Source organism: Kitasatospora sp. NPDC059577 (assembly GCF_042735475.1).
In the GTDB taxonomy this organism is placed as follows: Bacteria; Actinomycetota; Actinomycetes; order Streptomycetales; family Streptomycetaceae; genus Kitasatospora.
This window is the reverse complement of sequence record NZ_JBHWBZ010000088.1, coordinates 1-26,753: the sequence shown is the minus strand read 5'-3', so window position 1 is coordinate 26,753 and position 26,753 is coordinate 1. Positions and strand designations below refer to the sequence as shown.

21 protein-coding genes and 4 pseudogenes are annotated in these 26,753 nt (G+C 70.9%); 5 read left to right on the top strand and 20 right to left on the bottom strand.

Features of this window, described 5'->3' with window-relative positions; genetic code table 11:
- The 17 genes and pseudogenes from ACFV0O_RS38855 to ACFV0O_RS38775 all read right to left on the bottom strand — a co-directional run.
- Positions 1 to 1,114: pseudogene (locus tag ACFV0O_RS38855) on the bottom strand (hypothetical protein); the annotation flags it as partial.
- A gap of 252 nt (positions 1,115 to 1,366) precedes the next feature.
- Positions 1,367 to 1,978, bottom strand: a complete 612-nt coding sequence (locus ACFV0O_RS38850) for a hypothetical protein (RefSeq protein ID WP_380349099.1) — start codon at positions 1,976 to 1,978, stop codon at positions 1,367 to 1,369.
- A gap of 18 nt (positions 1,979 to 1,996) precedes the next feature.
- On the bottom strand, positions 1,997 to 6,328 hold the full coding sequence (locus tag ACFV0O_RS38845; RefSeq protein WP_380349098.1) for a LamG-like jellyroll fold domain-containing protein: 4,332 nt from the start codon (positions 6,326 to 6,328) through the stop codon (positions 1,997 to 1,999).
- Positions 6,325 to 7,644, bottom strand: a complete 1,320-nt coding sequence (locus ACFV0O_RS38840; RefSeq protein WP_380349096.1) for a baseplate J/gp47 family protein — start codon at positions 7,642 to 7,644, stop codon at positions 6,325 to 6,327. The genes ACFV0O_RS38845 and ACFV0O_RS38840 overlap by 4 nt, the downstream gene beginning before the upstream one ends.
- A complete protein-coding gene (locus tag ACFV0O_RS38835; RefSeq protein ID WP_380349095.1) occupies positions 7,637 to 8,161 on the bottom strand; it encodes a hypothetical protein in 525 nt (174 codons plus the stop codon). Before ACFV0O_RS38835 ends, ACFV0O_RS38840 begins: the two co-directional genes overlap by 8 nt.
- Positions 8,161 to 8,538 carry a hypothetical protein gene (locus ACFV0O_RS38830; RefSeq protein ID WP_380349093.1) on the bottom strand — a complete coding sequence of 126 codons (378 nt, stop codon included), beginning with the start codon at positions 8,536 to 8,538 and terminating at the stop codon, positions 8,161 to 8,163. Before ACFV0O_RS38830 ends, ACFV0O_RS38835 begins: the two co-directional genes overlap by 1 nt.
- Positions 8,538 to 10,472 (bottom strand): hypothetical protein, encoded by a 1,935-nt coding sequence (locus ACFV0O_RS38825; protein WP_380349091.1) that lies wholly within the window; start codon positions 10,470 to 10,472, stop codon positions 8,538 to 8,540. The genes ACFV0O_RS38830 and ACFV0O_RS38825 overlap by 1 nt, the downstream gene beginning before the upstream one ends.
- Positions 10,463 to 10,903 (bottom strand): hypothetical protein, encoded by a 441-nt coding sequence (locus tag ACFV0O_RS38820; protein WP_380349089.1) that lies wholly within the window; start codon positions 10,901 to 10,903, stop codon positions 10,463 to 10,465. The genes ACFV0O_RS38825 and ACFV0O_RS38820 overlap by 10 nt, the downstream gene beginning before the upstream one ends.
- Positions 10,900 to 11,409, bottom strand: a complete 510-nt coding sequence (locus tag ACFV0O_RS38815) for a hypothetical protein (RefSeq protein WP_380349087.1) — start codon at positions 11,407 to 11,409, stop codon at positions 10,900 to 10,902. Before ACFV0O_RS38815 ends, ACFV0O_RS38820 begins: the two co-directional genes overlap by 4 nt.
- 10 nt (positions 11,410 to 11,419) lie before the next feature.
- A complete protein-coding gene (locus ACFV0O_RS38810; protein ID WP_380349085.1) occupies positions 11,420 to 15,031 on the bottom strand; it encodes a hypothetical protein in 3,612 nt (1,203 codons plus the stop codon).
- 305 nt (positions 15,032 to 15,336) lie between these two features.
- The gene (locus ACFV0O_RS38805; protein WP_380349084.1) at positions 15,337 to 16,917 is read right to left on the bottom strand and encodes a hypothetical protein; all 1,581 of its coding nucleotides are present in this window, start codon (positions 16,915 to 16,917) and stop codon (positions 15,337 to 15,339) included.
- Between the two features lie 31 nt (positions 16,918 to 16,948).
- A complete protein-coding gene (locus ACFV0O_RS38800) occupies positions 16,949 to 17,227 on the bottom strand; it encodes a hypothetical protein (protein ID WP_380349082.1) in 279 nt (92 codons plus the stop codon).
- Between the two features lie 43 nt (positions 17,228 to 17,270).
- Positions 17,271 to 17,669 carry a hypothetical protein gene (locus ACFV0O_RS38795; protein WP_380349080.1) on the bottom strand — a complete coding sequence of 133 codons (399 nt, stop codon included), beginning with the start codon at positions 17,667 to 17,669 and terminating at the stop codon, positions 17,271 to 17,273.
- 72 nt (positions 17,670 to 17,741) lie between these two features.
- On the bottom strand, positions 17,742 to 19,052 hold the full coding sequence (locus ACFV0O_RS38790) for a hypothetical protein (protein WP_380349078.1): 1,311 nt from the start codon (positions 19,050 to 19,052) through the stop codon (positions 17,742 to 17,744).
- Between the two features lie 82 nt (positions 19,053 to 19,134).
- Positions 19,135 to 19,971 (bottom strand): hypothetical protein, encoded by an 837-nt coding sequence (locus ACFV0O_RS38785; RefSeq protein ID WP_380349076.1) that lies wholly within the window; start codon positions 19,969 to 19,971, stop codon positions 19,135 to 19,137.
- A 480-nt stretch (positions 19,972 to 20,451) separates the two neighbouring features.
- Positions 20,452 to 20,622, bottom strand: coding sequence for a helicase associated domain-containing protein (locus tag ACFV0O_RS38780; protein ID WP_380349074.1), 171 nt, complete (start codon positions 20,620 to 20,622; stop codon positions 20,452 to 20,454).
- 208 nt (positions 20,623 to 20,830) lie between these two features.
- Positions 20,831 to 21,010: a hypothetical protein gene (locus ACFV0O_RS38775; protein WP_380349072.1), complete on the bottom strand. Its 180-nt coding sequence runs from the start codon at positions 21,008 to 21,010 to the stop codon at positions 20,831 to 20,833.
- Positions 21,011 to 21,091: 81 nt separating this feature from the next.
- Between ACFV0O_RS38775 and ACFV0O_RS38770 the strand changes: the two genes are divergently transcribed.
- On the top strand, positions 21,092 to 21,253 hold the full coding sequence (locus tag ACFV0O_RS38770) for a hypothetical protein (RefSeq protein ID WP_380349070.1): 162 nt from the start codon (positions 21,092 to 21,094) through the stop codon (positions 21,251 to 21,253).
- Positions 21,254 to 21,377: 124 nt separating this feature from the next.
- Here the strand turns inward: ACFV0O_RS38770 and ACFV0O_RS38765 are convergent.
- From ACFV0O_RS38765 to ACFV0O_RS38755, 3 genes and pseudogenes are all read right to left on the bottom strand, one after another.
- A pseudogene (locus ACFV0O_RS38765) lies at positions 21,378 to 21,704 on the bottom strand (IS30 family transposase); the annotation flags it as partial.
- A gap of 69 nt (positions 21,705 to 21,773) precedes the next feature.
- Positions 21,774 to 22,787 carry a pentapeptide repeat-containing protein gene (locus ACFV0O_RS38760; RefSeq protein WP_380349068.1) on the bottom strand — a complete coding sequence of 338 codons (1,014 nt, stop codon included), beginning with the start codon at positions 22,785 to 22,787 and terminating at the stop codon, positions 21,774 to 21,776.
- Between the two features lie 69 nt (positions 22,788 to 22,856).
- Positions 22,857 to 23,285, bottom strand: a complete 429-nt coding sequence (locus tag ACFV0O_RS38755) for a hypothetical protein (protein WP_380349066.1) — start codon at positions 23,283 to 23,285, stop codon at positions 22,857 to 22,859.
- Positions 23,286 to 23,795: 510 nt separating this feature from the next.
- Between ACFV0O_RS38755 and ACFV0O_RS38750 the strand changes: the two genes are divergently transcribed.
- The 4 genes and pseudogenes from ACFV0O_RS38750 to ACFV0O_RS38735 form a co-directional block, all read left to right on the top strand.
- On the top strand, positions 23,796 to 24,389 hold the full coding sequence (locus tag ACFV0O_RS38750) for a hypothetical protein (protein WP_380349065.1): 594 nt from the start codon (positions 23,796 to 23,798) through the stop codon (positions 24,387 to 24,389).
- 546 nt (positions 24,390 to 24,935) lie between these two features.
- Positions 24,936 to 25,885 (top strand): annotated as a pseudogene (locus ACFV0O_RS38745) (IS630 family transposase).
- Between the two features lie 73 nt (positions 25,886 to 25,958).
- Complete coding sequence (locus ACFV0O_RS38740) at positions 25,959 to 26,246, top strand: hypothetical protein (protein ID WP_380349063.1); 288 nt, start codon at positions 25,959 to 25,961, stop codon at positions 26,244 to 26,246.
- Between the two features lie 278 nt (positions 26,247 to 26,524).
- Positions 26,525 to 26,753, top strand: a pseudogene (locus tag ACFV0O_RS38735) (transposase); the annotation flags it as partial.

Genomic DNA, 26,753 nt, shown 5'->3' with positions numbered 1-26,753 from the left:
TGCTGAGCTGGAGCCCGGAGCCCCAACTGGCGCCGGAGGAGACGAGGAGCAGGGCCAGATCGTTAGTGGCCCCACGGTTGATCTCCAGTCCTGCGGACGGCACAGCGGTGCCCAGACCCGCGTTGCCCGCCGCATCGATGACCAGCCGGTCGGCCTGCGCGCTCCGGTCAGTGAAGTGCCACTTTCCGTCGGCGCCGGCGTACGAGCCGAAGGTGCGGCCGCTCGCGGTGTTGCTGAGCTGGAGCCCGGAGCCCCAACTGGCGCCGGAGGAGACGAGGAGCAGGGCCAGATCGTTAGTGGCCCCACGGTTGATCTCCAGTCCTGCGGCGGGGGCGGCCGTGCCGATGCCCACCCTGCCGGAGGGGCCGGTGACCGAGAGGGCGGGCAGCTTCGGTTGGTCCGGGAACAGCAAGTTGAGGTCCAGTCCGCCGTCAGAGCGGGCCCGCAATTCGGCGGCCGGGGAGTGCCGCACGCTCAGGGTCGGGTCTGCCGTGGTCCTGGGTGCCCTCGGCTCCAGGCGGCCGGTCGGCACGCCGACGGCGCCGCGCGATCCGGCGGGCAGGCCGGTGACCGGCCCGGCACCGTCCACGAGCTTGATACCGCCCGACACGTGGACGTCGCCCTCGAGCTCGGCCGCAACGGGCACGCCCACGGCCCGAAGTCCGACCTCTCCCACCGCCATCACCCCGATGCTGCCCGACGGTTCCGTAAGGACGCTCCCGGTCGTGCCGTCGTGCCTGCTCTCGCCGTACACCCCGATGGTGGCACTGCTCCCGGTGACCCCCGGCCCGGTGTCGCTCCAGCCCGACACTCCCGGGCCGGCCTCCGCGACCCCGGCCACGCCCGCCCCCGCGCCACCCCCGCGGCCGGAGACACCCGTCCCCGCGCGGCAGCTGCCGTGCACCCCGACGCCCTTCACCGCCGTATTGACACCGAGTACGCCCGCCCCGCTCTCGATCCCGCCATCCACGCCCCCCGCGGCTCTTCCACTGCTGCCCAGTAGCCCCGGCCCGACCTGACTGTCCCCGAACACCCCGAACCTGATCGGCGGACTGGCGTCTCCCGGATCGAACCCGCTCGGCACATCCTGCGACTCCGGTGGCTTGATCGGCATCGTCCTCACCATCCTCCTGCACGCCGCGTCGCGGCGATTCCGCGCCCGGGTGACTCCTCACCCGGGTTCTGTCCGTCGGGCCCGGGGTCGCCGGGCCGCTGGATCCCGCCGATCACGCCTTCCCCGGCCGCCCTGTCACCCCGGACGCCGTACCTGAGCAGCGGGTTCTGCTGCCCCGGGTCGAGGCCGCCGGAGCTGTCCTGTGCTTGGGCAGGTCCCACCGGCACCATGGCTGTTCCTCCTCTGCCCCGCTCATTGATAGGTGATCCGGAAGGTGAACAGGATGACCGTGCTGTCCGCGGTCGCGTGCTCCAGATCAGCCGTGACGTTGTACTGGTGGGTCCTGTTGTTGACGATCACCTGCCCCGTGGGGAAGGCCTCGACGCCGAACTTGTCGATCGTGATCAGGGGCTCCGAAAGCGCGGTGCCCTCGACGACCTTGCGGTGCAGCACCAGCTTGGGGAACTGATCGGTTGGCACGGACTGACTCCCGGCCACCATCATGGACTTGATCTCCACCCCGTCGGGGAGTGTGATGTTCATGATCCCGTGCGCTTCGGACACCCCCGAGATTTTCTGCGCGGACTCACCCCTGAGCATCCAGGCCGGCGGCATCGTCGCGTTGGGCGCGGAATCAAACGCCAGCTTGGGGGCCAGGATCGGTATCAGCGAGAGGAAGGACGGGCCGGTCGTGGAGAGCGAGTTGATCAGCGGGTTGAGGTGCTTCTCGGCCAAGGTGGCGAACTCGGTCTCCAGATTGTGGAAACGGATGTTGAAGCCGTTCTCGCCGCCCGCCTGCACTCGGTCCTCGTTGTCGATCCAGTCGGTGTGACTGAACTTGGGCGTGTAAGGGGTGATTGCCATCGTCGTTCTCCAGGGTCGTCAGCGCCGTCGGTCGTTGGTCCCGTACTCGTCGTTGGAGCCGTCGGACCGTTGGTCGTCGGGTGCCGGTGCGGTCAGGAACGCGCGCAGCCGCCGGTCTCCGGTCCGGTAGGCGGGGAAGGTGTAGGCGGGCAGCAATCCGGGTTCGGCGTCGGCGAGTTCGCGGACGTGGCGGCGGAGGCGGCCGGTCCGGAACTCGATGCCGAGAGGCTGGAACCAGTTGAGGATGTTGAGCACCAGATCGTACTGGTCCTTGCTGACCACCACGTCCTGCGGCGGCCGGGCCTCCAGGTCCGACCGCAGCCGCACCTCGCACTGGTAGGGCAGCACCGGACTGCCCCGCAGGTAGGCGGCGGTCAGCCGGACCAAGCCGGGAGCGCGGCCGGCGACCCGGGTGACCGGGCTCTCCGGTGAGCGCGGCTCGGCCCGGCCGGGGCCCACCGGTGCGGTGGCCCAGGTGAGTTGTGTGTCGGGCTCCAGGGTCGGCACCAGCCGGGCGGCCAGTTGCGGCGGCCGCGGCGGGTCGCCCGAGAGCGGGGTCTGGTCGGCGAGCAGCACCGCGGCGGTGGACTCCACCGCGGCCAGCAGGCAGGGCCGGTACGGTGCGCCGGGTGGGGAGGCGGCCAGCACCCGGCAGTCGCCGCCCGGGTCGAAGGCCGTCGGCAGCAGCCCCTCCTTGCTCGGCGCCTGCGGATGGGCGAGGGGGCCGAGCACGTGGATGCGCCCGGCGGTCGTCGCCCCCGGGTCGGCGGTCGCGACGTACAGCTGCCGCCGGCCGGTGGCCGGGCACATCGCCACCGGGACGGTGCCGGGTGGGAAGCCGTCCACCACGGCGCTCGGCGCGGTCGCGCCGTTCGTGAAGACGCGGACGGAACCGGTGGTGCCGCCGATCGCGGGGTCCGCGCCCACGTACAGCCGGGTGCCGTCCGAGGCGAAGGCCGCACACCGCGCCTTGACACCCGCGTCGACCATGCCACCCTGGATCTGCAGCGCGGTCCGGGTCACCAGGCAGAACCCGCCGCCGTCGAACAGGACGACGAGCACCGGGCTGTTCGGGCCGGTCGCGAGCGCGGTGGGCGTGCCCCAAAGGTCGAGACTGCCGGTCTGCTCCAGGCTCTCCACGTCGAACGCGCGAAGGCTAGTGTCGCCGGCGCAGGCGACGAAGAGCCTGGCGCCGTCGGTGGCCAGGGCCGTCGGAGCGGGCAGGTCGACGATTGACCGGACGGGCTCCAGGGTGACGGGGTCGAGTGCGTCCAGCCGCCCGAGGGCCCGGTGGGCGACGATGAGCCAGCCGCCCGCGAAGGCGAGCGCGCCGGGCAGCGGGCGCACCGGCCGGTCGGCGGAGAGCGTCGGAACGGGCAGCTCGGTCGGCGCAGTGGCCGACAGCTGGACGGCTAGGACCCGGTGTCGGCCGGGGTCGGAGAGGAAGAGCCGGCCGCCGTCGGGGGCGAGGCAGGCGGCGGCGGGCGCCACCCGCGGGGTGACGTCGACCGTGACGGTCTCCGTCACCCGCACCTCGGCCCCGGCGGATCCGACGGCCCGGGTGGCGCCCACGACCGCCGCGCGCAGTTGCCCGCCCGCTGCGACCGCGATCCGCACGGTGGCGGGCCCGCCGCCGGTGTCTGGTGGCGGGAGCGCGACGTGGTCGGCCCCGGCAGCGAAGGCACGCACGGCCAGGGCCTGTGCGGACAGGGTGTCGTGGGTGAGCTCCAGGACACGGCCCTGGCCTGCCAGACCGTGGTCGGGCTGTCCGGGCGGGGCCGGGTCGAAGGCGGCGAGCACATGCAGACTGCCAGCCGTCGGGCCGAGCAGGTCGAGCAGGCGGTCCAGGGCCGCACCGGCGGCCGGCTGCATCCGGCGCGCTCCCGGATCGGGCCCGAAGACCACCCGGCGGGGCGGGGCGGTCAGGTCGTCGGTGCGCAGCTGGAGGTAGGCCGGGTCGAAGTCCTCGGTGAGCGCGCCGGCCGCCTGGGCCTCGGTGGCGCCGAGCCGGCCGTCGCGGCTGATCGATCCGGCGGCGGTCAGCTCGGCCTCCGTCACACCGATGCGGACCACCCGGCGTCCGGTGCGGGTGTGGCCGGACCGGCCCGCCTCGACGGTGACGGTGACGTCTCCGGCGGCGCCCGCCCTCAGCGCGGCGGGCCGGCCGGGGGCGCGTTCGACTTTCGCGGTGCCGGGGCCGCCGGACGTGACGGACCAGCGGAGCGCGACGTCGGGGAGCCCGCTCGGGTCGGGGTCGAGGACGAGGTCGGCGGACTGGCCGCACGTCAGGTCGGTGCCGGGGAGCGGCGGTGCGGCGGGGTCGGTGGTCAGGGTGATGGCGAAGGCGTCGCCGGCCGGCTGGGCGACGCGCAGCAGGCCGTCGGCGGTGTGGCCGACCCAGCCGAAGCCGGCGGCGTGCGCCTGGACGCCGAGTTCCGCAGTCGGGCCGGGGCCGGCGGGGCCGCCGGGCCCGTCGAGCCGCAGCAGCAGGGCCCGGCCAACGGAGCAGAGGTCGTCGGTCGCGGACGGGTCGTAGCCCCGGACCACGGTGAGGGTGCAGGGTGCGAGAAGGCCGAGCCGGGTGAGCAGCGCGTCCAGCGCGCGGCGAACGCCGAGTTGCATCAGCCGGCCGTTGTCGTCGGCGAAGGCGAGCCCGGTGGCGCCGGGGTGGCGGCAGAGCCAGCCGGGGTCGAAGTCGGACTCCTCGGCGGCGGTGCCGACGGCCTCGGCCTCGCTGCGAAGCCGGTCACCGTCGGCGGTGATGGACTGGCCGGTGGTAAGTGGCGCCGGGAGGACTCGCAGGTCGAGCGAGCCGGTGGCGATCGCGCCGGTGGTCTCGTCGATCTCGAAGGAGGTCGGGGGTGCGTGCGGGTCGTCGGCAGGCGGCGGGTCGCCGCGGACCCGGCCAGCCGCTCGGTTGAGCGCGTCCTGGAGGGCGTAGGGGGTGGGCACCAGCCAGCGTTGGAAGAGCTCCAGGCGGTGCCGGTAGTGCTCGTCACCCTCTCCGGTGACCGGGTCGAAGCAGGTGCGGGCGGTCTTCGAGAGCCGGACCTCCTCGATCAGGCCCTGGTACTGGGCGGCCGCGGGCGCCGTGGGAGTGGTCTCCCTGAAGCGGCCGATGAGCAGGGGGGCGTGGCTGGTGAGGGCGCCGAGCCCGGGGACGACCTCACGGGTCACCTGGACGCCGTCCAGGTACAGACCGACGACGGTGCCGTCCGGGGTGCGCCGCAGGGTCGCGGCGAGGTGGTGGAAGCGGCCGTCGCCGAGGTCGCGGTCGGCGAAGAGCTCGGGGTGCCTGGTGCCGTCGCCGAGGGAGAGCCGCAGGTTGTGGTCGATTCCGCGGAAGCCGCCGATGGTGAGCGACCAGCCGGGCGCGGCGGGGTCGAGGCGGTCGCGTTTGGCGAGGACGGTGCCGGTGCCTGTGGCGGCTCGGTCGGGGCGGACGACGGCCTCGGCGGTGAGGTCGGCGTCGGCGGCGACGGCGAGATCGGGGTGGTCGGGGACGCTGATGCCGCCGTCCGGTCCGAAGCCAAAGGCGCGGGAGAAGCGCCCGGCGCGGCCCGGCCGGGCCCCCTCGTTGGTCCCGTCGTGGGGCGTGGCGCCGAATCGGCCGCCGGCGTCGGCGACGGTCAGGACCTCGGAGGAGCCGTCCGGCGGGACGTCGTCGAAGTGGTAGAGCGCGACGGTCCGGTCGTCCCACGAGTAGGGGCGGGGCGGGAAGCGAGGGGCGCCGAGGTCCTGGCCGAGCAGGTCGAGGCCGGCGGCGCGGGCACTGTGGGCGTTGCGCTGTGCGGCGACGTCGGCGAGCCGGCGGGTGACGTCCTGGTAGTCCCTGCCGACCACCCAGAGCAGCTTGGCGAGGTTGCCGAGCAGTACGGTGAGCCGCCAGTCGCCCGCACCCTGCGGCGCGGGGGGCCTGGGCCGGATCGCGGTGATCCGCAGCGCGTGGGTGAACTCGTCGGCGCGTCCGGGCAGTTCGACGGCGACGGCGTCGCCGCCGGGCCAGCCGGCCGGGAACCGTGCCTCGGTCGTCTCAACCGTCTCCTCGGACGCGCCGGTGCGCCCGAAGGCGACCTCAACGGTGACCGCTTCGCCGGTCGTCCGGGTGGGGGCGAGCAGATAGCGGGGGGCGTCGGGTTCGCGGCCCCAACGGTCCGCGTAGTGGGCGAAGTCGTAGGCGAGGGGGTGCAGTTCGACCACGCCGGGAACCGGTTCGGCGGCGGCGAGCGGGAGGGTCCGGCGCTCCATGCCCCGGTCGTAAACGGGGGTGAGGCCGCCGCTCAGCACCTCGAACAGGTCGGCGGAGCCGAGCGGGTCGCTGCCGGCCGTCGGGCACCCGTCAGTACTCATGGCCCGGCCACCTGGAGGTCGATCAGCTGGCTGTCGAGGGCGAACTGGGCGATCTCCTCGGCCGCGAGAGTGAGGTTCTCGCCCACCGACAGCTCGGCCGCGCTGCCGAAGACGGCGTGTCCGAGGCCTACGCCGCCGAAGGCCGGGGCGCCGCGGCGCAGCCGGAGGTTCTGCACGTCCACGACGCCAGCGACGGACCGCGCTGTGAGTACGATGTCGGAGTGGAGGACGCTGCGTCCGAGGCGCAGCCGGTCCACCCCGGCCTGGACGGCGGTGAGGATCTCGCCGCGGATGGCCTCCGGGTCGTGCCCGGCCTGGACGACCAGGGTGCCGCGGATGCCGACGTCCACCTGGTCGGCGGGTTTGATGTCGGGGAAGACGGAGACCGGCCGCCACTGGCGGACGACGTCCAGCACGCCTTCGTAGACCGGCGGGACGGAGCTCTCGTCCTTGTGCCAGGGCCATCCCTCCTCGACGGCGACGACGACGTCGAAGAAGTACGGGGAGCCGGTACGGCGGCCGGCGGTGAAGGTGCGCTGGCCGAACTGGTAGGTGTGGAAGTCGCCCCGGGAGCTCTCGACGCCGCCAAGCGGGTCGAACACGGCGGCGTCCCGCACGCCGGGCACGTCGAGGATCCGGGCGAGCAGGGCGTCCTTGGTCCACAGGGTGTGCGGGACGCCGAGCAGCCGGGCCCGGTAGGTGTCGTCGGGTTCGCGCAGCGTGCCGCCGGTGACCGCGGTGGACACGGCGGCGGTGACGACGGCGGGCCCGAGGTTGAGGTGGAGCCGGGCCCAGTTGGGCTCCAGTCGCAGGGCCTGCCCGGCCGGCAGTTCCCCGGCACGGCCGCGCAGGACGGCCCGGACGCCGACCGTGAGCGGCAGCGCGCCGGCGATGAGGGTGACCGTGGCGGTGGTGCGCAGGCTGGTGTGCGGCGGGTCGCCCTGGGTCTCGACGACGGTGCCGCGGGGCAGGGTGAACCGGTGCTGCGGGTCGGCGCCGGTGAGGGCGAGGGCGGCGGTGCCGGTGGCGTACTGGAACTGCCGTTCCAGGCCGAGGTCGGTACCGAGCAGGTTGAGGGCGTCGCCCTGGGCGGTGGTGACGAAGTTGGCGTAGTACTGCTTCTCCATGGCGCGCCAGAGCTCGTGGACGTGGACGGCCGCCGCGTCGAGCACCTTGCGCAGCGCGCTGCCCGAGCCGAGGTCGACGTCGCTGCCGAACATGGCGCGGGCGCGGGCCTGCTGGTCGGCGACGATGCGGTCGAGCCCCTTGAGTACGAAGCCCTCCGGGGTCACGCCGTACTGGTCCTGGTCACTCAAGGCGTCCTCCCGTTTCGATCGTCAGCGCCGTGCCGGCGACGGTGTCCACGACGGCGTACACGGTGTGGCTGCGGCTGGCGCGTTCGGCGTCCGGGTCGCGGAGCGCGGCCCGGTCGGGGGCGAGTTCGGCGAGGCGCGGGTCGTCCTCGAAGAGGACCTCGCGCACGCCGGTGACCCTGGGGTCGGTGTCGAGGCAGCGGACCAGCTCCATCCGGATGTGCTCGCGGCGGGCCGCGGCACCCTCGGCGTAGCGGGTGACGGCGAGGGCGTCGAAGCCGAAGCCGACGTTGAGGAGGTCGGTGCCGACCTGGGTGCGGACGGTCAGGACGAGGGCCTGGACGAGGGCCGGGAAGCCCTCGACCAGGGCGGGCCCGTGGGTGGTGCGGTCGATGACGAGGTCCCCGTCGTCGATGGCGAGGCTGCGGCCCAGGGCGGGCGCCCCGGGGGCCGGTCCGCCGGGCGGGCGGGTGGCCGGGAGACCGGTCGGTCCGGGGGTGGTGAGTCCGGGATCGGCCATCACTCGGCCTCCAGGATCTGCTGGCCCGGGTCGGTGACCTGCCATTTCCCGGGCCCGGCGCCGCTGGCGGTGGCGCCGCCCGCGGTCGCCAGCAGGGCGGGCTGCTCGCCGACCAGCAGGTGCCGGGCCAGCCTCTGGGGTGGCGTGGGCGCGGTGACGCACGGCTGCGGTGTCCCGGCGGGAGTGACCGCCGTGCAGGGTGTGACCATGCCGGGCGGTGGCGGGCCGGGCGCGCCGCCGAACACGATGCCGGCCTCCTTGCCGGAGGTGAGCACGCCCTGGCCGTTGACGGTGGCGCTCGGACTGCCGCCCAGGAGTTTGCTCGTCCCGCCGTGCGGGCAGCTGATGACGGCGCCTTCGACGAGTACCAGAGGCATCAGCGGATCGCCACCTTTCCGTCTCCGACCGTCAGCGTCACGCCGCCGGCCGACAGGGTCACATTCTGCTTCGCGAGGCTCAGCTCGGCACCGTCCGCGCTGACCGTCACCTGGCCGCCGCTTCCCGCGCTGACCGTCACCTTGCCGGTGGCACCGACGCCGACCGTGACCTCACCGCCGCTGTCGGCGGCGCCGCCCGTCACCTTGCCGGTGGCGGCGGCCGTGACGCTCACGCTGCCGCGGGAGTCGATCCGCACCTCGGTGCCGGACTTGTGGTGCAGCAGGAACTCGTCCGCGGCGCCGTCCTCGGGGCGGTCGCCGACCGGCGAGCAGGCGTCCTTGCCGACCGAGACCTTCAGCCCGACCGCCTCGACGACCCGGCGGCCGTCGGCGGCGGTGAGGTCGTTGGCACCCTTGCCGGTGGGGCGCGGGGTGGGGCCCGACGACAGCTCGGTGGGCAGGCAGAGCCACCAGTCGCCGCTTCGGGCCTTCGGCCGGTCCATCCGCCCGTCGCTGTCGTTCGCCCAGAGGAAGCCGGTGACGACCGTGTCGTCCCGCACGTCCCGAACGTCGTTCAGCAGGGCGCGCATGCCCGCGTAGACGGGGACGGAGAGGCCGACGCGATGCCAGGCGAACGGCGCGGCGAGCGGCTTGTCGGGCAGCAGGCGGTCGTCGTCGGGCACCGGCAGGTCGACACTGGGCGAGACCACCAGGCGGTCGCCGGTCTGTCCGTAGCCGAGGCTCACCGTACGGGCGGCCGGATCGGCGGTGCGCGCCTGCCCGACGTCCACGGACGGTGTGAACGCGAGTTCGTCCCTGATCCGGCGGGTGATCGCGGCGGCCACGGCCTGCGGGGTGCCGCGGCGCGCCTTGGCGGTGGCCTGCCGGTTGCCGTCCCTGGCGGAGCCCGTCCCCAAGAAGGAGGCCGTCGCCTTGGTGAAGGCCGTCGCCCGGCCGGTGCAGACGTAGCCGGTGCTCCGGGCCAGCTTGTGGGTGAGCTGGACGATCCGGAAGCCGTCCAGCGGGTTCTGATAGCCCTGGACGCTGGCCGCGACCAGTTGCCCGGCCCGCAGGTCGGGCACACCGAGCACGGTGAAGTCGAAGGCGGACACGTCGCCCTTCGGCAAGTCGCTCTCGACGCCGAACGCGGAGACCGGGCCGAGGTGGGCGGGGCGGAACTCGGCCAGCCGGGCGCTGGTCATCCCCTTCACCGCGATCAGGGTGTCCTCGGCGGTGAACAGGGCCAGCAGGGCGGACGGGTCGGGTACCGACGGCAGTCCGCTATCCGGCGGGTAGCTCACGGCCTTCCCGAACTGCACCGCGCCCTCCTGCACCAGCAGTTCGGCTCCGTACGCGTCGGCGAGCCGCTTCAGCAAGCCGAAGGCATGGCGGTCCTCGGAGTTGATGCTGTCGAGCTCCTCCTCGTCGTCGCGCGGGCCGGTCAGCTCGACGCCGGCCGCTGCCGCGACCCACTCGGCCGCCCGGGTGGGCGTGATCTTGCGCAGCATGATGCGGGCGGTGCGGGTGACGTCCTTCTCCACGTTGACGGCGACGGCGGCCAGCAGCTTGTACGCGGCCTCCTCGAAGCCGCTGAGGGTGATGCCGAGCGGCGGGTACCGGGTCGAGGAGGTCAGCTTCACCACCCGGCCGGTCAGCACCGTCCGGCGGGCGCCGGGGACGTCCAGGTAGCCGAGCCGGACGGACACCTTGACCCCACCGTCCGGGCCGGTGCCGGCGCCGGCGAGCGCGGCGACCAGCTGCCGGTGCGCGGCCATCGGGAGGTCCGCCAGGTGGATCTCGAAGGTGCCGGCCTCGCCGAAGGCGTACTTCACGATGATCTCGGCGTCCACCTGGAGGCCCCCGGAGACGGCGTCGTTGGACACCTTGACGCCGAGCGTCGGGAAGTCGACCAGGTAGGAGATGATCACGCCCATCGCTCGGCCACCCCGATCACGATGCTGCTGCCGTAGTGGCCCCGGCCGTTGAGGTTGCCCCGGGCCACCCGGGCCTCCAGCAGCCGGACGGCCAGCCGGTCGGCGGGGTGGACCAGCCCCGGCTCGGCGACGAGCTTGCGCAGCAGGGCGGTCCGCGGCCCGCCCGCGCCCTGGCGGACCACCCGCAGCACCAGGTAGCCGGGCGGCGTGACCGGTGGGTCCGCGGCGGGCCCCGGGCCCAGGTCGTAGACGGTGTCCAGCGGGTCGTCCGGGCGGGCGTCGACCACGGCGTAGAGGCCGAACTCGTAGGAGGTGTCACCGATGCGGCAGGTGAACACCTGGGGCAGGCCCTCGTCGGCTTCGACGGGTAGCCGGCGGTACTCCGGGGCGTCCGGAGGGCGGGGGGCGGCCGAGGAGCGGGGCGTGCTCACAGTGTTCCTCCGAGCTGGCGTTCGATCGGGATGTTGCCGCTGAGGCTGGGGACGGCGAGCATGCCGGCGGCCAGCGCCATGTCCAGCGCCTCACCGACGATCGCCGACACGCTGGAGCGCGGCACCTGTTCGAGGGTGATGACGACGTCGATGGCGTCCCGCTTCTGGTTGGACTGGGTGAACTTCAGGCTGGTGATCTGCATGTCCAGGCTGACGGTCATCCCGCAGACCACCGGGATGCCGGCCAGGCTCACAAACGGCGCGGTCGCGGCTGCCAAGGCACGCGACGTCATCGCCAGGCTCTCCAGGCCCTTCTTGACGACCAGCCGGGTGGAGCCGACCAGCACCGCGTCGACCGAGATGGTCCGGGTGGTCGGCGCGACCAACTGGGCGAGCCGACTTCCGGCGATCCGGACCACCTGGTAACCCTCGTTCAGGCTCAGACTGGTGACGGTGAACAGGGGCACGGCACCGATCAGCACGGGGACGTTCCGGCCGGCGACCATGCTCCTTCACCTACCTCTTCGCGTTACCGTCGTCGGGGCGGCGGGCGGCCCGGGCGGCCCGGGCGGGCGGCTCGTCCGGCAGTTCCTCTAGCACTTCCTCGAGCACTTCCTCGAGCACTTCCTCGGGTAGCGGGGCGGCCCGCTCCTCGAGGACCACCCGTGCCCGGGCGGGGGACTCCGGGGCGGGTAGTTCGGGCTCGGGGGCGGGGGCTGGCAGTGCGGACGCTTCAGGCTCCGGCGCGAGAACCGGCGATGCGGACGGCTCCGGTCCGACCGCGGGACCCGGCTGCGCGGCCGGTGGTGCCAACTCAGGCGGGAGAACCGGCTCGGGCGCGGTCTGCTTGCCGGAGACCGGCCGACGGGAGCGAGCACCCCAGACCGCTTCCCGCATGGCCTCGGTCTCCTCGTGGCTGGGCGGCCGTCCGGTCCGAATCCTCTCCCTGCTCTCCCCCGCCAGCCATCTCGCCTCCGTCAGGTCCGCCCTGCGCTGCTTCCTGGCCGCATCATCGACCACGTCCTTGTACTCCACCTGCAACGGCAGGTTCCGCGCGCCGTGGCCGTAGCCGCCGGCGTTGGTGAGCTTGAGCTTCACCGCGAGTTCCTTGGGGATCGGCTTACCGGCGTTCACCGCCTCCAGTGCGCTCTCCAGCCGCCGGAGGAGATCCGCTTTCTCCTCGAACTCCGGCATGCCACGAACCAGCGTGACGATCTCCTCCATGGTGCTCCGGAGGTTCTGGCCGAGGGCGGTGGCCTTCTCGCCCGGCAGCTTTCCCAGGCTGCCCGTGGCCTTGTTGTCGATCACCCAGATCTCGCCGGTCGCCCGACTGAAGGCCACCGCGTCGGCACCGTGCCCGTGGAGCCTGTGGGCCCCCGCCCCGGAGGAGGTGATCAGCATGTCCATCCCGTCCTTGTCGAGTGCGAACGGCAGGTCGTGCTCGCCATAGGCAGCGCCGGCATGCGAAGCGGTGATGTCGAACGGTTCGTCCGCCGGAACGTGGGACAGCAGCTTCTCGTCCTCGCCCGCCCACTTGGCGGCGTCGTCGACCATCTCCGCGAGGTTCGCCGGGTCGACGAGGGCGCCCTTGCCGCCAGCGGCGAGACGGCGGTCGATCTCCTCGATCACCGCTCCGGCCCGTTCCGGGTTCTCCTGCGACAGCCGCTCCAGCAGATTCCCCATATCCCTTTCTTGCGGTGTCCCGCGGTAGAGGCTCCGGGTCCGCTCGATCCAGGCCAACACGTCCGCGTGCTCGATCTTCCGTCCAGCCCTGGCCATCCCGGTGGCCACCTGCCAAGCCTCGGTGTCGCCACGGCCGAGCTGCTCCAACATGGAGGCGAAGGTGGCCGCCTTGTTCCCCTGCCGGGCCCGCTCCTGCGCCCGGGCGACTTCCAGCAGCACGGCCTCGAACCGCTCCGCCTCTCCGCCCGCGTGCTCGAACGCCGCCCTGATGACCTTCCAGCCGACCACCCGCACCGCATCCATCCCCCGGGGGCTCCCCGCCAGGGCGGTCAGGAACCCGGCCCCCACTTCTCCGCCCGCGCCTATCCGCCGGAACCCGATCTGTTCCAGCGCCGCCAGGAACGTGCCGCCCTCGCCGGGCTTGAGCACCTTCGCCATCGTCGCGAGTTCGCGTTCCTCGAAGCCGCCGGGCCCGGCCAGGTGGCGGAACCACGCACCGAGCTCCTCGGTCAGGCCACCGGACTTGCCTGCGAAGGTCTGCAGGATCTCCGCCTTGCGCACCGACCGCTGGACCGCTTCCCCCAGGTGCGGATGGGCCGACAGCTGCGCCAGGGTGGCTCCCTCGGCGATCTCGTGACGGTCCAGCAGCCGGGCGAGCCGGGCCTCTTCCTCCGCCGGAAGGTGGGAGAGCAGCCGTATGACTGCCGACTCCCCCTCGGCTTCCCGCAGCACCACGCTGCCGGCCAGCATCGCGCGGGCCAACCGGGTCAGCCGGAGCACCGCGCGCTGGCCTTCGGCGCTCTCCGCCGCCTTGCCGATCAGGCCGAGGAACCGTGCCAGCACGGCCAGCTTCTCGGTCAGCCCGGCGGCCTCAGCGGCCGCCTTGACCTCGCCGATGCCGATGAACCAGGACGCCACCTCGACGACCACCGCCCACCAGATCTTGCTCAGGACGTTCCCGCCGACGCGGAGCACCGCCGCGCCCCGCACCCCAGCCGCCAGCTTCGGGCCGATCTGCTGCACCAGCTTGCGCATCTCGGCCAGCGCTGGCGCGTAGTCATAGCGGGAGAGCTCGCACAGCACGACCAGCCGGGCCAGCTGACCGAGGCCGATGATCACCTGATCGGGCCGGGTGACCATCAGCTCCAGTCCCTCGATCATCCCGCGTAGCATGCTCACGACCGCACCGGCGGCCGACATGACCTGCAACCGCAGCACGTCAGTCAGTTCCTCGCCCGCGCCGGTCAGTGCGTTCTCGCGGATCGCCTGCCTGGTCTCCGGCGGCAGCGCGAACGACTCGACGACCAGGGCAGTGACAGCCTTCGCTGTCAGCTCCTCGTGACCGCCGAACCTGGTGCCGACGGTGACCAGCAGGTGCCACAGGTCGTCTCCGACGTCCTCGAACAACTGAGTGGCGATTCTGGCCTCGGCCAGCCGCTGCCGCACCGCGTCCAACTCGGCGACGCTCTGCAGCGAGCACATGAGTTCGACGATCGCCCGCTGCTGCGCCTTCCAGGTCCACGCCTTGACCAGGACGGTGAGATACCGGCACTTGGTGATCCAGTCGACAAGGGCGAACGCCGCCGCGTCCAACTCGGCCAGCCGCTCGGCGGCCTCCCGGAGCCGCTCGGTGTCGCCAGCGAGCGCTTGGTCGACGAGCGGGTCCAGGACGGTGAAGACCATCACCCGGACCGCCTCCTCGCCCAGCTCCGCCCCGCCGGCCGTCAGTCGCCGTTGCAGCTGGAGACCGGCCCCCAGATCCGTGCTCACGGTGTTGCGTTCCTTGGTGATCACGGTGACGATCTCGTAGCGGTGGCCTTCCCGATCCGTCAGCACCCGCTCCACGGTGGCCTTGACGGCCTTCAACTCCGCCCCGGTGGCGGCCTTTCCCTCGAGAATCTCCAGATCCTCGTTGCTGACCGTGATGTCGGTCGCGACCGCCCAAATCCTGGTGTCCGGCGCGCCCAGCGGGCCTTCCAGCACAGCGAAGGAGGTGGCGCCAAAGACGGCCCGGCCCAGCTGGATCGCCCGGGAGAGGTTGGTTGCCCGGACGTAGCGCGAGGCGTGTCCCACCAGCACGACCGTCCGGCCCTCCGGGAGGGTCATCACCCCCCGGTCCTCAAGACCACTGACACCTTCGATCACCTCGTCGGGCGCGGACGGCGCGGACAGGCCGGCCGGCGGTGCGTCGGCGGGAGCGGCACCGGGAACGGGGACGGGGACAGGGACGGAGACGGCGGCGGACACGGCCGACGGTGCGACAGGCGGCACCGCGGCGGGCGCGGCAGGCTGCGGTGCTGACGGCGCGGCGGTGGGCATCCCGGGCTCCGGCGGGCCCTCCACCAGGTCGACAGGCAGCGACATCGCGAACGCCAGCCGAGCCCCGCTTCGCGGCCCGGCCCCCGTGGGCCCGGTCTCGGTGGGCTCCGCCTCGGCGGGTTCCAACTCGCCCACGGTCGGCGTCGGCACGGCCGCCCCGGGAGGTACGGCGTCGAAGGCGGCCGCCACCGGCGTGGACGCGGTACCCGGCGGTTCGACGAACGCGGGCCCCGGGCCCGCACCGGCGGACGACGGCCGCTCGATCGCCAGGTCCGCCGGCTCCAGCCGGTCGAGTACGGTGGCGACCGCCCGCAACAGCACCCGCTCCACCCTTCGGCGCAGTTCAGGATCCGGGCTGCCGCCGCCGAAACCCTCGAAATGCACCTGGTCCGGCCGGTGCGGCCGGATCCAAACGGTGCCGCCGCCGGCGCTCACGGCCCGCCCCATTCGGTGAGCCGACGCAGCAGTTCGTCGCGCCGGTGCCGCGAGGCCAGCAGCTCGCGCGGGGTGGCGGAGGACGAGCCGGCCTCGAACGCCTCGGCGGCGATCCGCCGCAGCAGGTGGTCCCGCAGCTCGGGCCCGCTCAGCGGGTCGAGCTCGATCGAGAAGGTCCATTGGGTATGGTCCTCCGGTGCCCGAGCGGTCAGCCAGCTACCCACCCAGGTCCGCGAATGCTCGGTTCGATCGACCTTCTCCGTGCCCACCGACACCGAGGTGAGTTCGATCGTGAGACCGATCGGCGCCTCGTCCTCGCCCGGGGCCCGGTGGAGGATGGTCAGCAGCCCGATCACGCCGTAGAGCGGATTGCCGGGGTGACTAAGCTGGATCTCCGCCAGGTCGTCGATGAGCGCGTCGAGGCGCGCGGTGACCACCGGTTCGAGTTCCCGCATCCGGCGCTCCGCCCGCGGCCGGAGCCAGGCGTCCTCGATGGCCCACTCCAGCTTGGTCATCAGCATCTCCCAGGCGAACAGGCCAGCGAGCACGAGCACCTCCCCGCCGAGCACCCGCAGGCGGCGGCCGAGCTGGGAGCCCGGCAGCGGCGGCGGACTGTCCGCCGCCCGCCCGCCGGGCACCGGCTCCCGCGAGCGGACGCCGCCGACCCGTTCGCGTACGGCCGTCGTCTCCTCGTGGCTGCGCGGCCGTCCGGTCGACACAGCCTCGTTCCTCCGTCCGCCTTCCGCACGTGCCTCCGCCTCGTCCCGCTTCCGTTGGGCCCGCACCTCCGGCCCGACCACGTCCTCCGGCTCCACCTGGGGCGGGAGGATCCTCGCCCTGTGGCCGTAACCGCCCGCGTTGGTGAGCTTGAGCCAGATGCCGAGCCCGTCAGGAATCGGCTTCCCGGCCCGCACGGCCGCCGACGCGCCCTCCAGCCGCCGCAGGATCCCGGCCCGCTCGGGGAAGTCCGGCATGCCGCGGACCAGCGTTTCGATCTCCTCCAGGCTGGTCCCGAGGTTTGTGCCGAGGGCGGTGGTGTCCTCACCCCGCAGCTTCGCCCGGGCCCCGATGGCCTTGTTGTCGATCACCCAGACCTCGCCGTTGGACGGGTCGAAGGCCGCCACGTCGGCGCCGCGCCCGGAGGAGGTGATCAGCATCCGCATCCCGCGCCGACCGAGCTCGAAGGGCAGATCGTGCTCTCCGTAGGGGCCTCCGGCGTACGAGGCGGTGATGTCGAACGGCCGGTCCGCGGGCAGCTGGGTCGTTGGCCGGCCCGAAGGCGGGGCGGCTTGCACCCGGACCGGCCGCGGCGCGCCGCCGGCGTCGTACGAGGGCACCTGGTGGACCGTGCCCGACGCGCCGATCCAGTCAGGGTCGGCGTTCTCCTCCGCCCGGCGGCCCACCGGGCCGACCGCCTGCCACGGCCCGGCGAGCCCCAGTTCCAACTGCCATCGTGCCTCGGCCAGCCGCTCGGTGAGCTGCTTCACGACGGCCTGTTCCAGCCGTTCCAGGTCCTCGGCCGTCGGGTCAGGGCCCAGCGACACCGTGATCGGGAAGTGGCAGATGGCCCGTGGCATGCCCGCTCCTCAGTTCGGATCGGTCGGTCGGTCAGCTCAGTGCCTCGTACAGCGCGGCACAGACGGTTTCGACGACGTCGTCGCCGGGCGGCGGCTGTTCACCACCGTCGGCCAGCACCACCTTGACGGGGAACCAGTAGTGCACCTCGCCGCCCGCGGCGGCTGCGGCGGCCACCGCGGCTTCGGAGCCGGGCGCCGCGACGATCTTCTCCCCCGCGCTCACCGCCACCAGCCCGCCGCGGGCCACCGGCAGCACGCTCTCGTCCGGGTCCGGTCGCTCCCCGCCAAGTCCCGGCAGCGGTTCCGTCATCACAACCTCCGTAGGTCACGGCTCCTCAGAGCTCCCGCGCGGCTCAGCTCTCGGGGCTGACCTGCAGGCAGATGCAGTTGAACGTGGTGGTCGGGACACCATCGATCACGATGGTGTTGGCGACGGACGTGATGTAGCAGTCGTTGAAGGTGATCTTCTTGAACGTCCAGTCCGTGCCCTTCTGCTCCTGCACGCCGATGCCGAAGCTGGTGCGCTCCAGGGCCAGCTTGGTCAGGGTGGCGACGGCCGTGCCGATCGCCTTCACCGCCATGGTGAAGGTGAAGGCCTTCGGCTGGACGACATAGGCCACGTTGTCGGCCTCCAGCGAGTGGACCGGCTGGACCGGGACGTTGAAGATCGGGTTGAACGAGTCGATGGGTGACACGGCGGTGCCGTCCAGCATCACCGTCAGGCGGGTGTCCCACTTGGTGGCTTCGGGCATGGTCGCCCCTCACTTCCCTGTTGATCTTCCCTGATGAGATTCCCTGGCTGACCGGCTGTCCCGGCAGCCCAGTCAGGTGAAGGCCAGGTCGATCGTCAGCCGGTGGATCGCGCCGGCGTAGACGACGGACACCGTCATGGGGACCGACCGCATGCTGCGGGCGTCTTTGAGCTTCTGCTCCTCCGCCGGGTTGAGCTGCACCGGGTCCTTGTCGTAGAGGACCAACAGCGGGATCACGACCGCGAAGTCCTCGATCACCTCCTGCTGCACCAGGGGCGCGAGCACCGACTCAACCAGTGTCACCACGGAGCGCAGCCCGACCCGGGAGACCCTCAGGTTGCCGATCGCCCTGATCAGCTGGGCCGTGATCCGGAAGTTGACGTCGTCGAGGGTGCGGACGACGTCGATGTACTTCTTGCCGCCGCCCTCGTCGGCGGTGTAACCCTCGCCCAGGTACTGCGCGTGACCAGGGAGCAGGACGGGGCTGGTGATCCAGTTGATCCGGGCATCGTCAAGCAGGGTGACGTCGGAGTCGGCGAACGGACCCGTCATCACGACGTCGATCGGCTTGAGTAGCATGGAGATGTGCGGCCGGTACCCGGCGATCACCCCGGCCGTGGCGGCAGCCACGTCGTCCGGAGACCTGTGAGCGACCAGCACCATCCGCTCGTTCTTCACAGGGGCAGCGTTCTGCTCGACCATCTTGTCGACGGGGAGGTCCCTGTCCAGCATGGCAACGCCGATACGCTCCTTGCCGTCCCCGCCGACGTTCTTCACATGGTCGGCGAGCCGGCCGAGCGTGTCCTTGTTGGCGTCGTTGAGCGGCATGTTGGCCAGCGCGACGATCTGCACGTCCAGCGTGCCGACCTCGTCCAACGCGGCGTCCCAGAGGGGGGAAGCAAAGTCCACCTGGACGCCCCAAACCCTGGTGGGCGGCGGCGACTGGCGGAACACCGCACTGATCGCCCGCAGCAGGTCGCTCTCGTGCTCGACCACGGCGCCGGCCTTGTGCTCCCGGTCCAGCGCCCGGTTGAGGGTGAGAGTGTGCTTCCCGCTGACGGCCTCCGACTCCGTCCTGACGGCCTCCGACTTCGTCACGGTACGGACCTCCGTGTCCGCGGCCACGCCGATCCGTACAGCAGCACCGACCGGCAGGTCCACCGGGACGATGATGGCGTGGGAATCCTTGGCGGCGTCGCCCGACAAGCTGGTCAGCCCGTTCGGGAAGCTCTTCGCCGCCTCCGCCGGCGAGCCGATGTCCTTGGGCTTCGCCGCCGCAGTGCCGAAGCCGCTCCTGCCGATGATTGCGATGTCCCCGAATGCCCGGACGGCCGGCGCGAACAGGTCACTGCTGGCCTTGACATCGATGTACTTGACCGCCATCGACCGCTCCTTACGTAAGGTCCGACGGTGAAAATGCGTGACGGTCTGTCACGAGACTGTCCTTCGGAAAGGTGGAACGAGCTCAGGTGGTCTCCACGAACGCGGCCACGGAGCCCTCTGCGGCGAGCAGGCGCGACACCTGCTCGGCCGTCCAGGGCACGGCTGGGGAAGTAAGCGCGGTGGCGGGGAAGACCGCCAGCCATGCACTGGCGGCGAGCAGTTCTCCCCCGTCGTACTCGTCGGGTCGCGGGCGCAGGTCGTCCAGCGCCCGCCGGCACCGGGCCAGCCGGCGCAAGGCTGCGCCGAGGTCCAGGTCGGGGAAGAACAACACGGACACACCCAGCCGGTAGATCCGGCCGGGCACACCTGGGTCGAAGGGGGGCGGCTGCGCGTAGTGCAGGCGGTACAGCCGGGGGAACTGCTCCCGGAGCTCCGCCAGGTCGGCGACCTCGGCGCGGCGCATCAGTTCGGTGAGGTCGAGGAAGGAGAAGCGCTGGGCGAACTCCTCGTCGGTGAGGGCGGCGAACTCCTCGGAGCGGAGGTCCTCGGAGTCGAGCGCGTCCAGCGCGCCCGCGGTCAGCTCGACCCGCGCGGTGACCACGGCTTCCAGCGCCAGATCGATCCACTGCGGCTCAGCGGCAGTCGGGACCTCCAGCACGGCGCGCGCCTGGGCGACGTCTGGCAACAGCTTTTCCCAGCTTCCACGGACCGTCACCGGAGCGGCCACGGGCACCTGAAAGCCGGTCACCCGGACGGCGACCTTGTCCACGCACCGCACCTCCAGCAGGCTCGGTTCGTAGACAGCCGCAAGAAGGGCCTGCACCCGGCGCCGGTCGGTGTCGTCCTGCGGGACCAGGAGTAGCTCGGCCTGGTCCTGCGCCAGGTACCTGATCATGAGCTGGTCGGCGAATGCGTTCATCTCGCTTCCCGCACACACCATGGACTCCGAGCCGAAGGGCTTGCGCGGGCACGGCCCCGCCGACACGGACTCCCGCGAAGGGCGTAGCGGTTTTGCGGCACACACCGGCATTGGGTCGGATCGTCTGGCCACCGACGCGTGACACTCCGCTAGTACTCCGTCCGAAGGGCACAGATGGGCGACGCTTCGAACATGAGCTTCACTGCTCCCACAGTACGCCGTTCAGGCGTAGAGGTGCACCCCCCCATGACCGGATGACGCAACGTCACGAGCCTGACCCGACGATCAGACGTGCCGAAACGGTGCTGCGCACCCCGTTCCAGACGACGGCCACAGGGGTTCAAGCCCCAGCGGCGAGGATCCGCACCGCTGTCTGCCGCTCGACCGGGACGGTCCGCCCGGAAGCGACACACCAGGTCTACTTGCGCTGTTCAGATCTATCTCATGAGATCTGTGGTTCAGTCTCGAATCGTTGTGATGTTATGAGACAGTGAGGTTGCCGACCCTGCACTGGCGGCGCATCCAGGCGCCCACCGCGTAGTCGTCGAGTTTCGCTGTAGTGGGGATCACCAGGTGGCCGCGCTGGTGATGGAAGGCCTTCGCGTAGGCGTGGCCCCACTCCCAGGCCTTGGCGTGCTTCGACCAAATCATGCCGAGCGCGTCCAGTTCCGAGATGCGGGCGGGGTCGAGCAGGCCCTGGCCGTTCAGGTGCCGCTGGCGGGCGGGCCAGGAGACCAGCTCAGCGTGCGTCGTCCTGGTCGGTGGGGTCGAGGTGGCCGTGCTCGATGTGGAACACGGCGAGGGAGTGCTTGCGCTGCCACTCGGTGTCCCGCGGGTTGAACGTCCGCTGCTTCACGTCTTACAGGATGGCTTGGGCGTGGTGGCCGGCGTTGATCCGCAACCACTCGACCGGCGGCTCCGACACCGCAGGCCGCCGCTCGCCTTCCCCGGCCCCGATGCCCTCCCCGTCGGCCTCCGCCGTGATGGTGCGCTGGGGCTGGGCGCGGTGGGCGCGCAGCTCGGTGATCCGGCCGACCACCCGGGCGTCGTAGACAGCAAGGGCCCGCAGGACCCGCCAGATCGTCCGGAAGGACGAGGCCTCGATCTCGGCGCCAGCCAGATGCGGACCCGCGTCGGCGAGAAGAAGGAGACCGCGGGGCTGGCGTGTAAGTACGTGCGGCAGGTGCTGTTCAACGCCTGGCACTACGCGGAGGCCGACCTGTGGGCCGGGCTTGCGGGGCAGCTCGCGCAGCTGGCCGAGCACGGCGTGGAGTGGGCGTAGCGGGCCGTCCCCGGTCGGGGGCGGTGTCTGTGCCCGGCGGTAGGCTGCTGGGGCCCTGAGAAAGCACTGGAAGGCCGTCACCTGCGGCGAATTCGAGGGGTCGTTGCAACACGTGTTTGGTTGATCAGGCCGCGAGCAGTCTATGCATGCGCTCGGCTGGGGTGTCCCAGCCGAGCGTTTTGCGTGGGCGGCTGTTGAGCTCGGCGGCGGCGGACATCAGTTCGTCGGGTGTGTGGCGGGTCAGGTCGGTGCCCTTTGGGAAGTACTGCCGCAACAGGCGGTTGGTGTTCTCGTTCGAGCCGCGCTGCCAGGGGCTGGCGGGGTTGCAGAAGTAGACGGGTATGCCGGTGGCGATGGTGAATGCCTGCTGGGCTGTCATCTCCGTGCCCTGGTCCCAGGTCAGCGATCGCCACAGCTTCGGCGGAAGAGTCTGCACGGCCCGGGTCAGGGCAACCCGGGTGCGCTGGGGCGGGCTCCGGGTCGGTCTGGACAGGCCGGCGTGCCGACAGGCCCACGCCTCTCAGGCAGGCTCTGATTCTCCAGCCGCCTCTACGTGGCGGATCCGTTCGCGCACCCGCTCATCCGTAGCTAGGTGCGAAGGCAACCGCGTGCTGGAGTCCGGCTTAGCTGCCACAATCTGGTCCACTGTAAGATTTTTGACATTTGTAAGGTCCACAGTAGCGAGCAATGCTCCATCCATGACTGCACCCTTCAAATCGGCGTCGTCCAGGTTCGCGCCAACCATCATCGCGTCTCTCAGCCTTGCACCCGCTAGAAGCGCGCCCTGCATCTGAGTAACGGCCATCAGTGCGCCGTCCAGTCGAGCGTTGACCAACAGAGAATTCCTTAGATTTGAGAAAGATAGGTTGGCGCCCTCCAAGTGGGCGCCAACCAAAATGGTGCTGCTCAGGTCAGCGTTCATCAGACCAGAACCTTCCAAATGAGCGTTAGAGAGATCTAGAGGGTGGCGACCTCGGTGAGTCAAAGTGCGACGGCCCAAGACGGTCAGCGCAGCCTGCACGTCAGTGGTTGGCTTTACTGATGGCGCTGCTGTCTGCGAGACGCGCCGAAGCGCCCGCGCGACACGAGGATCGCTAGTAGACACCCCCTGTTGAAGGGGGATGGCGCGCTCTCGAACGAAGGCCGCGACTACCTCCAGGACGGTCTGGTAGTCCTTGGGTGAGTCATGCATGATCCTTTCCAGGGAGTAAACCCCACCCAAACGAACTTCGAGCACGGTGGAGCCAAGTTGCTCAACTGCCTTGGTGAAGCGATCGGTGACATGACCCTCCCGCGTCAGTTCCAGTGTTCTGTGCGTATAAAACAGCCCAGCAGTCACTAGAAGGCCGGCTCCCAGCGTCACCAGGGCTGTCCGCATCCCTGAAACCGCTGTGGCCTGTGCGGGTGTCAGATCATCTGTCAGGTAGTGGTGATCCAACCACCAAGGGATCCGCCACAAGGCGACGATGAACAGTACCAAGGCACCTAGCGCAGCAGTCGCCGCCATAGATAGCAGCACTCTCTTGGATTTCATGCAAAATAGCACACCGCTGATCGGTGCGCTGACGGTCTCGACACGCCGGAACCAATGGTTGCCCGACGATTAGTTTGTGGCTGAAGGCGGGGAAGGGAATGCAGCGATGGGGGCGGACTCGATGTTCGACTGAAGGAGTTGGCGTGCTGAGTCCGCGTAGCGGATGGCGGTCTTCTCGTCGATGCCGAAGACCAGTGCGAGGTGGAGCGGGTCGGCGCCGGGGGTGAGAGCCTCTTCGAGCTGGCGGTCGACGCGGAGCCGTTCGAGGGTGGCGGTGAGGTTGCGGGTGGCCCGGGTGGTCCAGAGTTTGCCAGCCGGGCCGAGTTCGACGGCGGCCTTCTGGGTGATCAGCAGGTGGGGGTTGGCCGTGTTCGGCCAGCGGTTGCGGCGGTGGTCGAGCCAGTCCAGGACCGCACGGTGGGTGAGGTCGTCGAGCGGACGGACGTGACCGCCGACGGTGATGCGCCGGTTGCCGAGGTCAACGTCCTCCAACTGCATGGTGCGGATCATCTTCGGCCGTGCCGCGTGAACAGCTGCGAGCGCGACGATGAGCCGGACGTCCGGAGTGCCGGCTGCGGCGACAGCCTCGTCGATATCCCCCTGGACGAGAGCTTGGAGGACACCGCCGGTCTGCCTGGGGACGCGGATGCGGATCGTGGGATTGCGGAAGATCTGGCCGTTCCTCTTCGCATGCCTGAACAGCGACCGCAGGGCGACGATACGGCTTTCGCGCTGTTTGCCGGTGACAGCGTCCCGGACCGTGATGATGTCCTCCCAGGTGATCTCTCGCAGGTGGTCATAGCGGCTAGTGCTGTGACCACATAGGTTCGCCGGGTTGCTTGGTCACGCGGCGAGAGCGGGCCTGCCGCCTTTATCGACGCCCCGAGACTCACTCTTCCGTGTGAATTCCCTGGCCCCCCGGAACCGTTCGCTGAAGTCCGATTCCCGGACGGCGAGGATGGCCGATGGATCGAAGTCCGGCCACGCCGAACGCTGAGGGGTACGCCCATGTGGAAGTCACTGCTGCTGCACCGATCGCTGCGACGCACGGCGGTCGCCGCGGCCGGCTGCCTCGCCCTGCTGGCGGGTGCCGCCCCGGCGTCGACGGCCCAGGGCACCGCGAACCGCGCCGCCGGTCACCGGTTCCCCGCGAGCTTCGCCCACCCCGCGCCCTCGAAGCGGGAGACCGTCTTCGACCCCGTCTACCTCGTCCAGGCCAACTCGGGCCGCGGGGCGACGTTCGAGGTGTACGCGGGCTGGGACTACGCGCTCCTGACGAACCAGCCGGGCAACGGCACCGCCCTGGTCTTCACCCTGCACGCCGACGACCTCACCTACAGCATCGAGTCGACGTCCGCCAACTGGGGCGAGTACCGCACCTGGTGCCTCTACGGAGCCGACATCAGGCTGGAGAAGAGCAGCTGTGGCACCCGCTGGCAGATCGAGGACCTGGGCGGCGACGAGTTCTACCTCAAGGTGGCGGGGACGAAGAAGAGGATCAAGACCAGCAAGCTGCAGGACCGCAAGCGGTGGCTGGCCGCCGAGGAGGAGATCTTCATCGTCAACGAGGAGTTCGTCAGGTTCAAGCTCGTCCACCCCTGACCCCTGACCCCTGGACCCGGATGGCGTCGGAGCCGATCGACAGCACCTCCGCCATCCGGTCGCCTCACTGCCGGGTCATTGGCAGGTGACGTTGAAGGTGGTCTCGTGCGTAGCGGCGACGTTGCTGCCCCAGTTGCCGAGGACATCCTTTGTCGAACACCCACCCCAAGCACTCCGGGCGCCCCCCGGGTTTCCTACCCGCGCACGCGTCGTCGATGCGGAGAGCGGCGCCAATTTGAGATCTGACGCGCCGACGAATGCGACTGCCCTGCCCATGTGAGCTGCCGGGTCCTGCACGGCTGCCCGGGTCTGTCGCACCGAGACGGGTCGGGTCTCGCGGCGGCGCGCTCCGGACCGGTTGGATATGGGACACACCCCATCCGATACGTGGAGGCGTCGATGGCAGAGCCGGTCCGAGTACGAAGACTGACCGATCAGGAGGGGCGGCAGTTACAGCGGATCGTGCGCCGGGGCAGCACCAGCACGGTGCGCTACCGACGGGCGATGATGCTGATGGCCTCGGCCGGCGGCAACCGGGTGCCGGTCATCGCCCGGCTGGTGCAGGCGGACGAGGACACGGTGCGTGACGTCATCCACCGCTTCAACGAGATCGGACTCGCCTGCCTGGACCCTCGCTGGGCGGGAGGCCGTCCCCGCCAGCTCAGCCCTGAACGGCCAGCACCCGACCCACCAAGCTCGGCCAGCCCTTCACCCGCTGGTCGATACGCAAGCTCCTCGCCTACCTGCGCCGCGTCCACGGCCGGGTGATCCGCATCGGCCGCGAGGCCCTGCGCTGTCTCCTCGCCCGACGCGGCGTCACCTTCCAGCGGACCAAGACGTGGAAGGAATCCACCGACCCCGACTACGATGCCAAGCTCGACCGGATCGAGCATGTCCTGGAGCATTTCCCCGACCGAACATTCGCGTTCGACGAGTTCGGACCGCTGGGCATCCGCCCCACCGGCGGCTCCTGCTGGGCCGAGCAGGGCCGGCCCGACCGGCTGCCGGCGACCTACCACCGCACCCACGGCGTGACCTACTTCCACGGCTGCTACTCGATCGGCGACGACACCCTGTGGGGAGTGAACCGCCGCCGCAAGGGCGCCGCGAACACCCTCGCCGCGCTCAGATCCATCCGGGCCGCCCGACCCGACGGCGCCCCCATCTACGTGATCCTGGACAACCTCTCCGCCCACAAGGGGACCAAGATCCGGCAGTGGGCCCGGAAGAACAAGGTCGAGCTGTGCTTCACCCCGACCAGCGCCTCTTGGGCCAATCCGATCGAGGCGCACTTCGGACCACTGCGGCAGTTCACCCTGGCCAACTCCAACCACCCCAACCACACGGTCCAGACCCGCGAACTGCACCGTTACCTGCGCTGGCGCAACGCCAACGCACGCCATCCCGACATCCTGGCCGCCCAACGCCGCGAACGAGCCCGCATCCGCGGCGAGAAAGGCCTCCGCTGGGGAGGCCGCCCTGCCCTCGCTGCCTGATGAGCAACCCGGCGAACCTTCTCGGTCACAGCACTAGTGGCACTCCTTCGCCCGAAACTGCGACCCTTGCGTCGTGACTTCTGCCCTGCCTGACGGATGGACGCTCGAACGCATACGCGCCGTATCGGGAGACGAGACTGCAGCCCTGCTCTCGCTCCAGCGGTTGGTGGTGGTGGAGCTGGCGGGACAGGCCGACTACGAGGTGCTCCCGTCCGAGGTCATCATCGACTTCCAGGGCCTGTGCTTGGTAAGGGCCAAGGGTGATGACGACTGGTACATGGGAGAAATCGATTCCGACGGATCAGTGATCTGCTGGTCGTCCTACGGCAGCGACCTTGGTGAAGCTATCCGCAGCCTCTGAACCCGGAGGAACGCGCCCGCCTGTGCACTTCTGAAACGGGCCCTCACTGGGCGTTTCACCCATGAAAGCGCTGGTTGATGCGGGTTTTCGAGCCGTCCGGTCGGAGCCCTTGGCGCGACTCCCGAGGCAGAAGTGACCGGCGTGGCACCTGCCCACGAAAGCCCGCCGAAGATGCGCACTCCGTCCTGTCTCATTCCAAAAGGCCGGCCTCGATGGCATCTGTCCGCGCAGATGCGCGGACCATGGCCAAGACGACGATCCCGCAGTATGCCGCCATCATGACGGATCGTCGACCGTATCCGAGCGACCTGTCCGACGCCCGCTGGGCACTGATCGAACCCACCCTGACCGCCTGGCGCCAGGCACGCACCGCACGAGCCCTTGCCTTCGGCCGGCCGCCCGAACACGACCCGCGCGACCTCCTCGACGCGATCCTCTACATCGACCGCACCGGCATCCCTGGCGCTACCTCCCGCACGACTACCCACCCTGGGAAACCGTCTACGC

Excerpts from the sequence above, each read along its gene's own strand:
- ACFV0O_RS38755 (WP_380349066.1), bottom strand. The coding sequence starts at position 23,285 with ATGCAGTTGGAGGACGTTGACCTCGGCAACCGGCGCATCACCGTCGGC.
- ACFV0O_RS38800 (WP_380349082.1), bottom strand. The coding sequence starts at position 17,227 with ATGACGGAACCGCTGCCGGGACTTGGCGGGGAGCGACCGGACCCGGAC.
- ACFV0O_RS38795 (WP_380349080.1), bottom strand. The coding sequence starts at position 17,669 with ATGCCCGAAGCCACCAAGTGGGACACCCGCCTGACGGTGATGCTGGAC.
- ACFV0O_RS38850 (WP_380349099.1), bottom strand. The coding sequence starts at position 1,978 with ATGGCAATCACCCCTTACACGCCCAAGTTCAGTCACACCGACTGGATC.
- ACFV0O_RS38760 (WP_380349068.1), bottom strand. The coding sequence starts at position 22,787 with ATGAAATCCAAGAGAGTGCTGCTATCTATGGCGGCGACTGCTGCGCTA.
- ACFV0O_RS38750 (WP_380349065.1), top strand. The coding sequence starts at position 23,796 with ATGTGGAAGTCACTGCTGCTGCACCGATCGCTGCGACGCACGGCGGTC.
- ACFV0O_RS38845 (WP_380349098.1), bottom strand. The coding sequence starts at position 6,328 with ATGAGTACTGACGGGTGCCCGACGGCCGGCAGCGACCCGCTCGGCTCC.
- ACFV0O_RS38830 (WP_380349093.1), bottom strand. The coding sequence starts at position 8,538 with ATGCCTCTGGTACTCGTCGAAGGCGCCGTCATCAGCTGCCCGCACGGC.
- ACFV0O_RS38825 (WP_380349091.1), bottom strand. The coding sequence starts at position 10,472 with ATGGGCGTGATCATCTCCTACCTGGTCGACTTCCCGACGCTCGGCGTC.
- ACFV0O_RS38835 (WP_380349095.1), bottom strand. The coding sequence starts at position 8,161 with ATGGCCGATCCCGGACTCACCACCCCCGGACCGACCGGTCTCCCGGCC.
- ACFV0O_RS38770 (WP_380349070.1), top strand. The coding sequence starts at position 21,092 with ATGCGGACCCGCGTCGGCGAGAAGAAGGAGACCGCGGGGCTGGCGTGT.
- ACFV0O_RS38790 (WP_380349078.1), bottom strand. The coding sequence starts at position 19,052 with ATGGCGGTCAAGTACATCGATGTCAAGGCCAGCAGTGACCTGTTCGCG.
- ACFV0O_RS38815 (WP_380349087.1), bottom strand. The coding sequence starts at position 11,409 with ATGGTCGCCGGCCGGAACGTCCCCGTGCTGATCGGTGCCGTGCCCCTG.
- ACFV0O_RS38785 (WP_380349076.1), bottom strand. The coding sequence starts at position 19,971 with ATGAACGCATTCGCCGACCAGCTCATGATCAGGTACCTGGCGCAGGAC.
- ACFV0O_RS38780 (WP_380349074.1), bottom strand. The coding sequence starts at position 20,622 with ATGATTTGGTCGAAGCACGCCAAGGCCTGGGAGTGGGGCCACGCCTAC.
- ACFV0O_RS38805 (WP_380349084.1), bottom strand. The coding sequence starts at position 16,917 with ATGCCACGGGCCATCTGCCACTTCCCGATCACGGTGTCGCTGGGCCCT.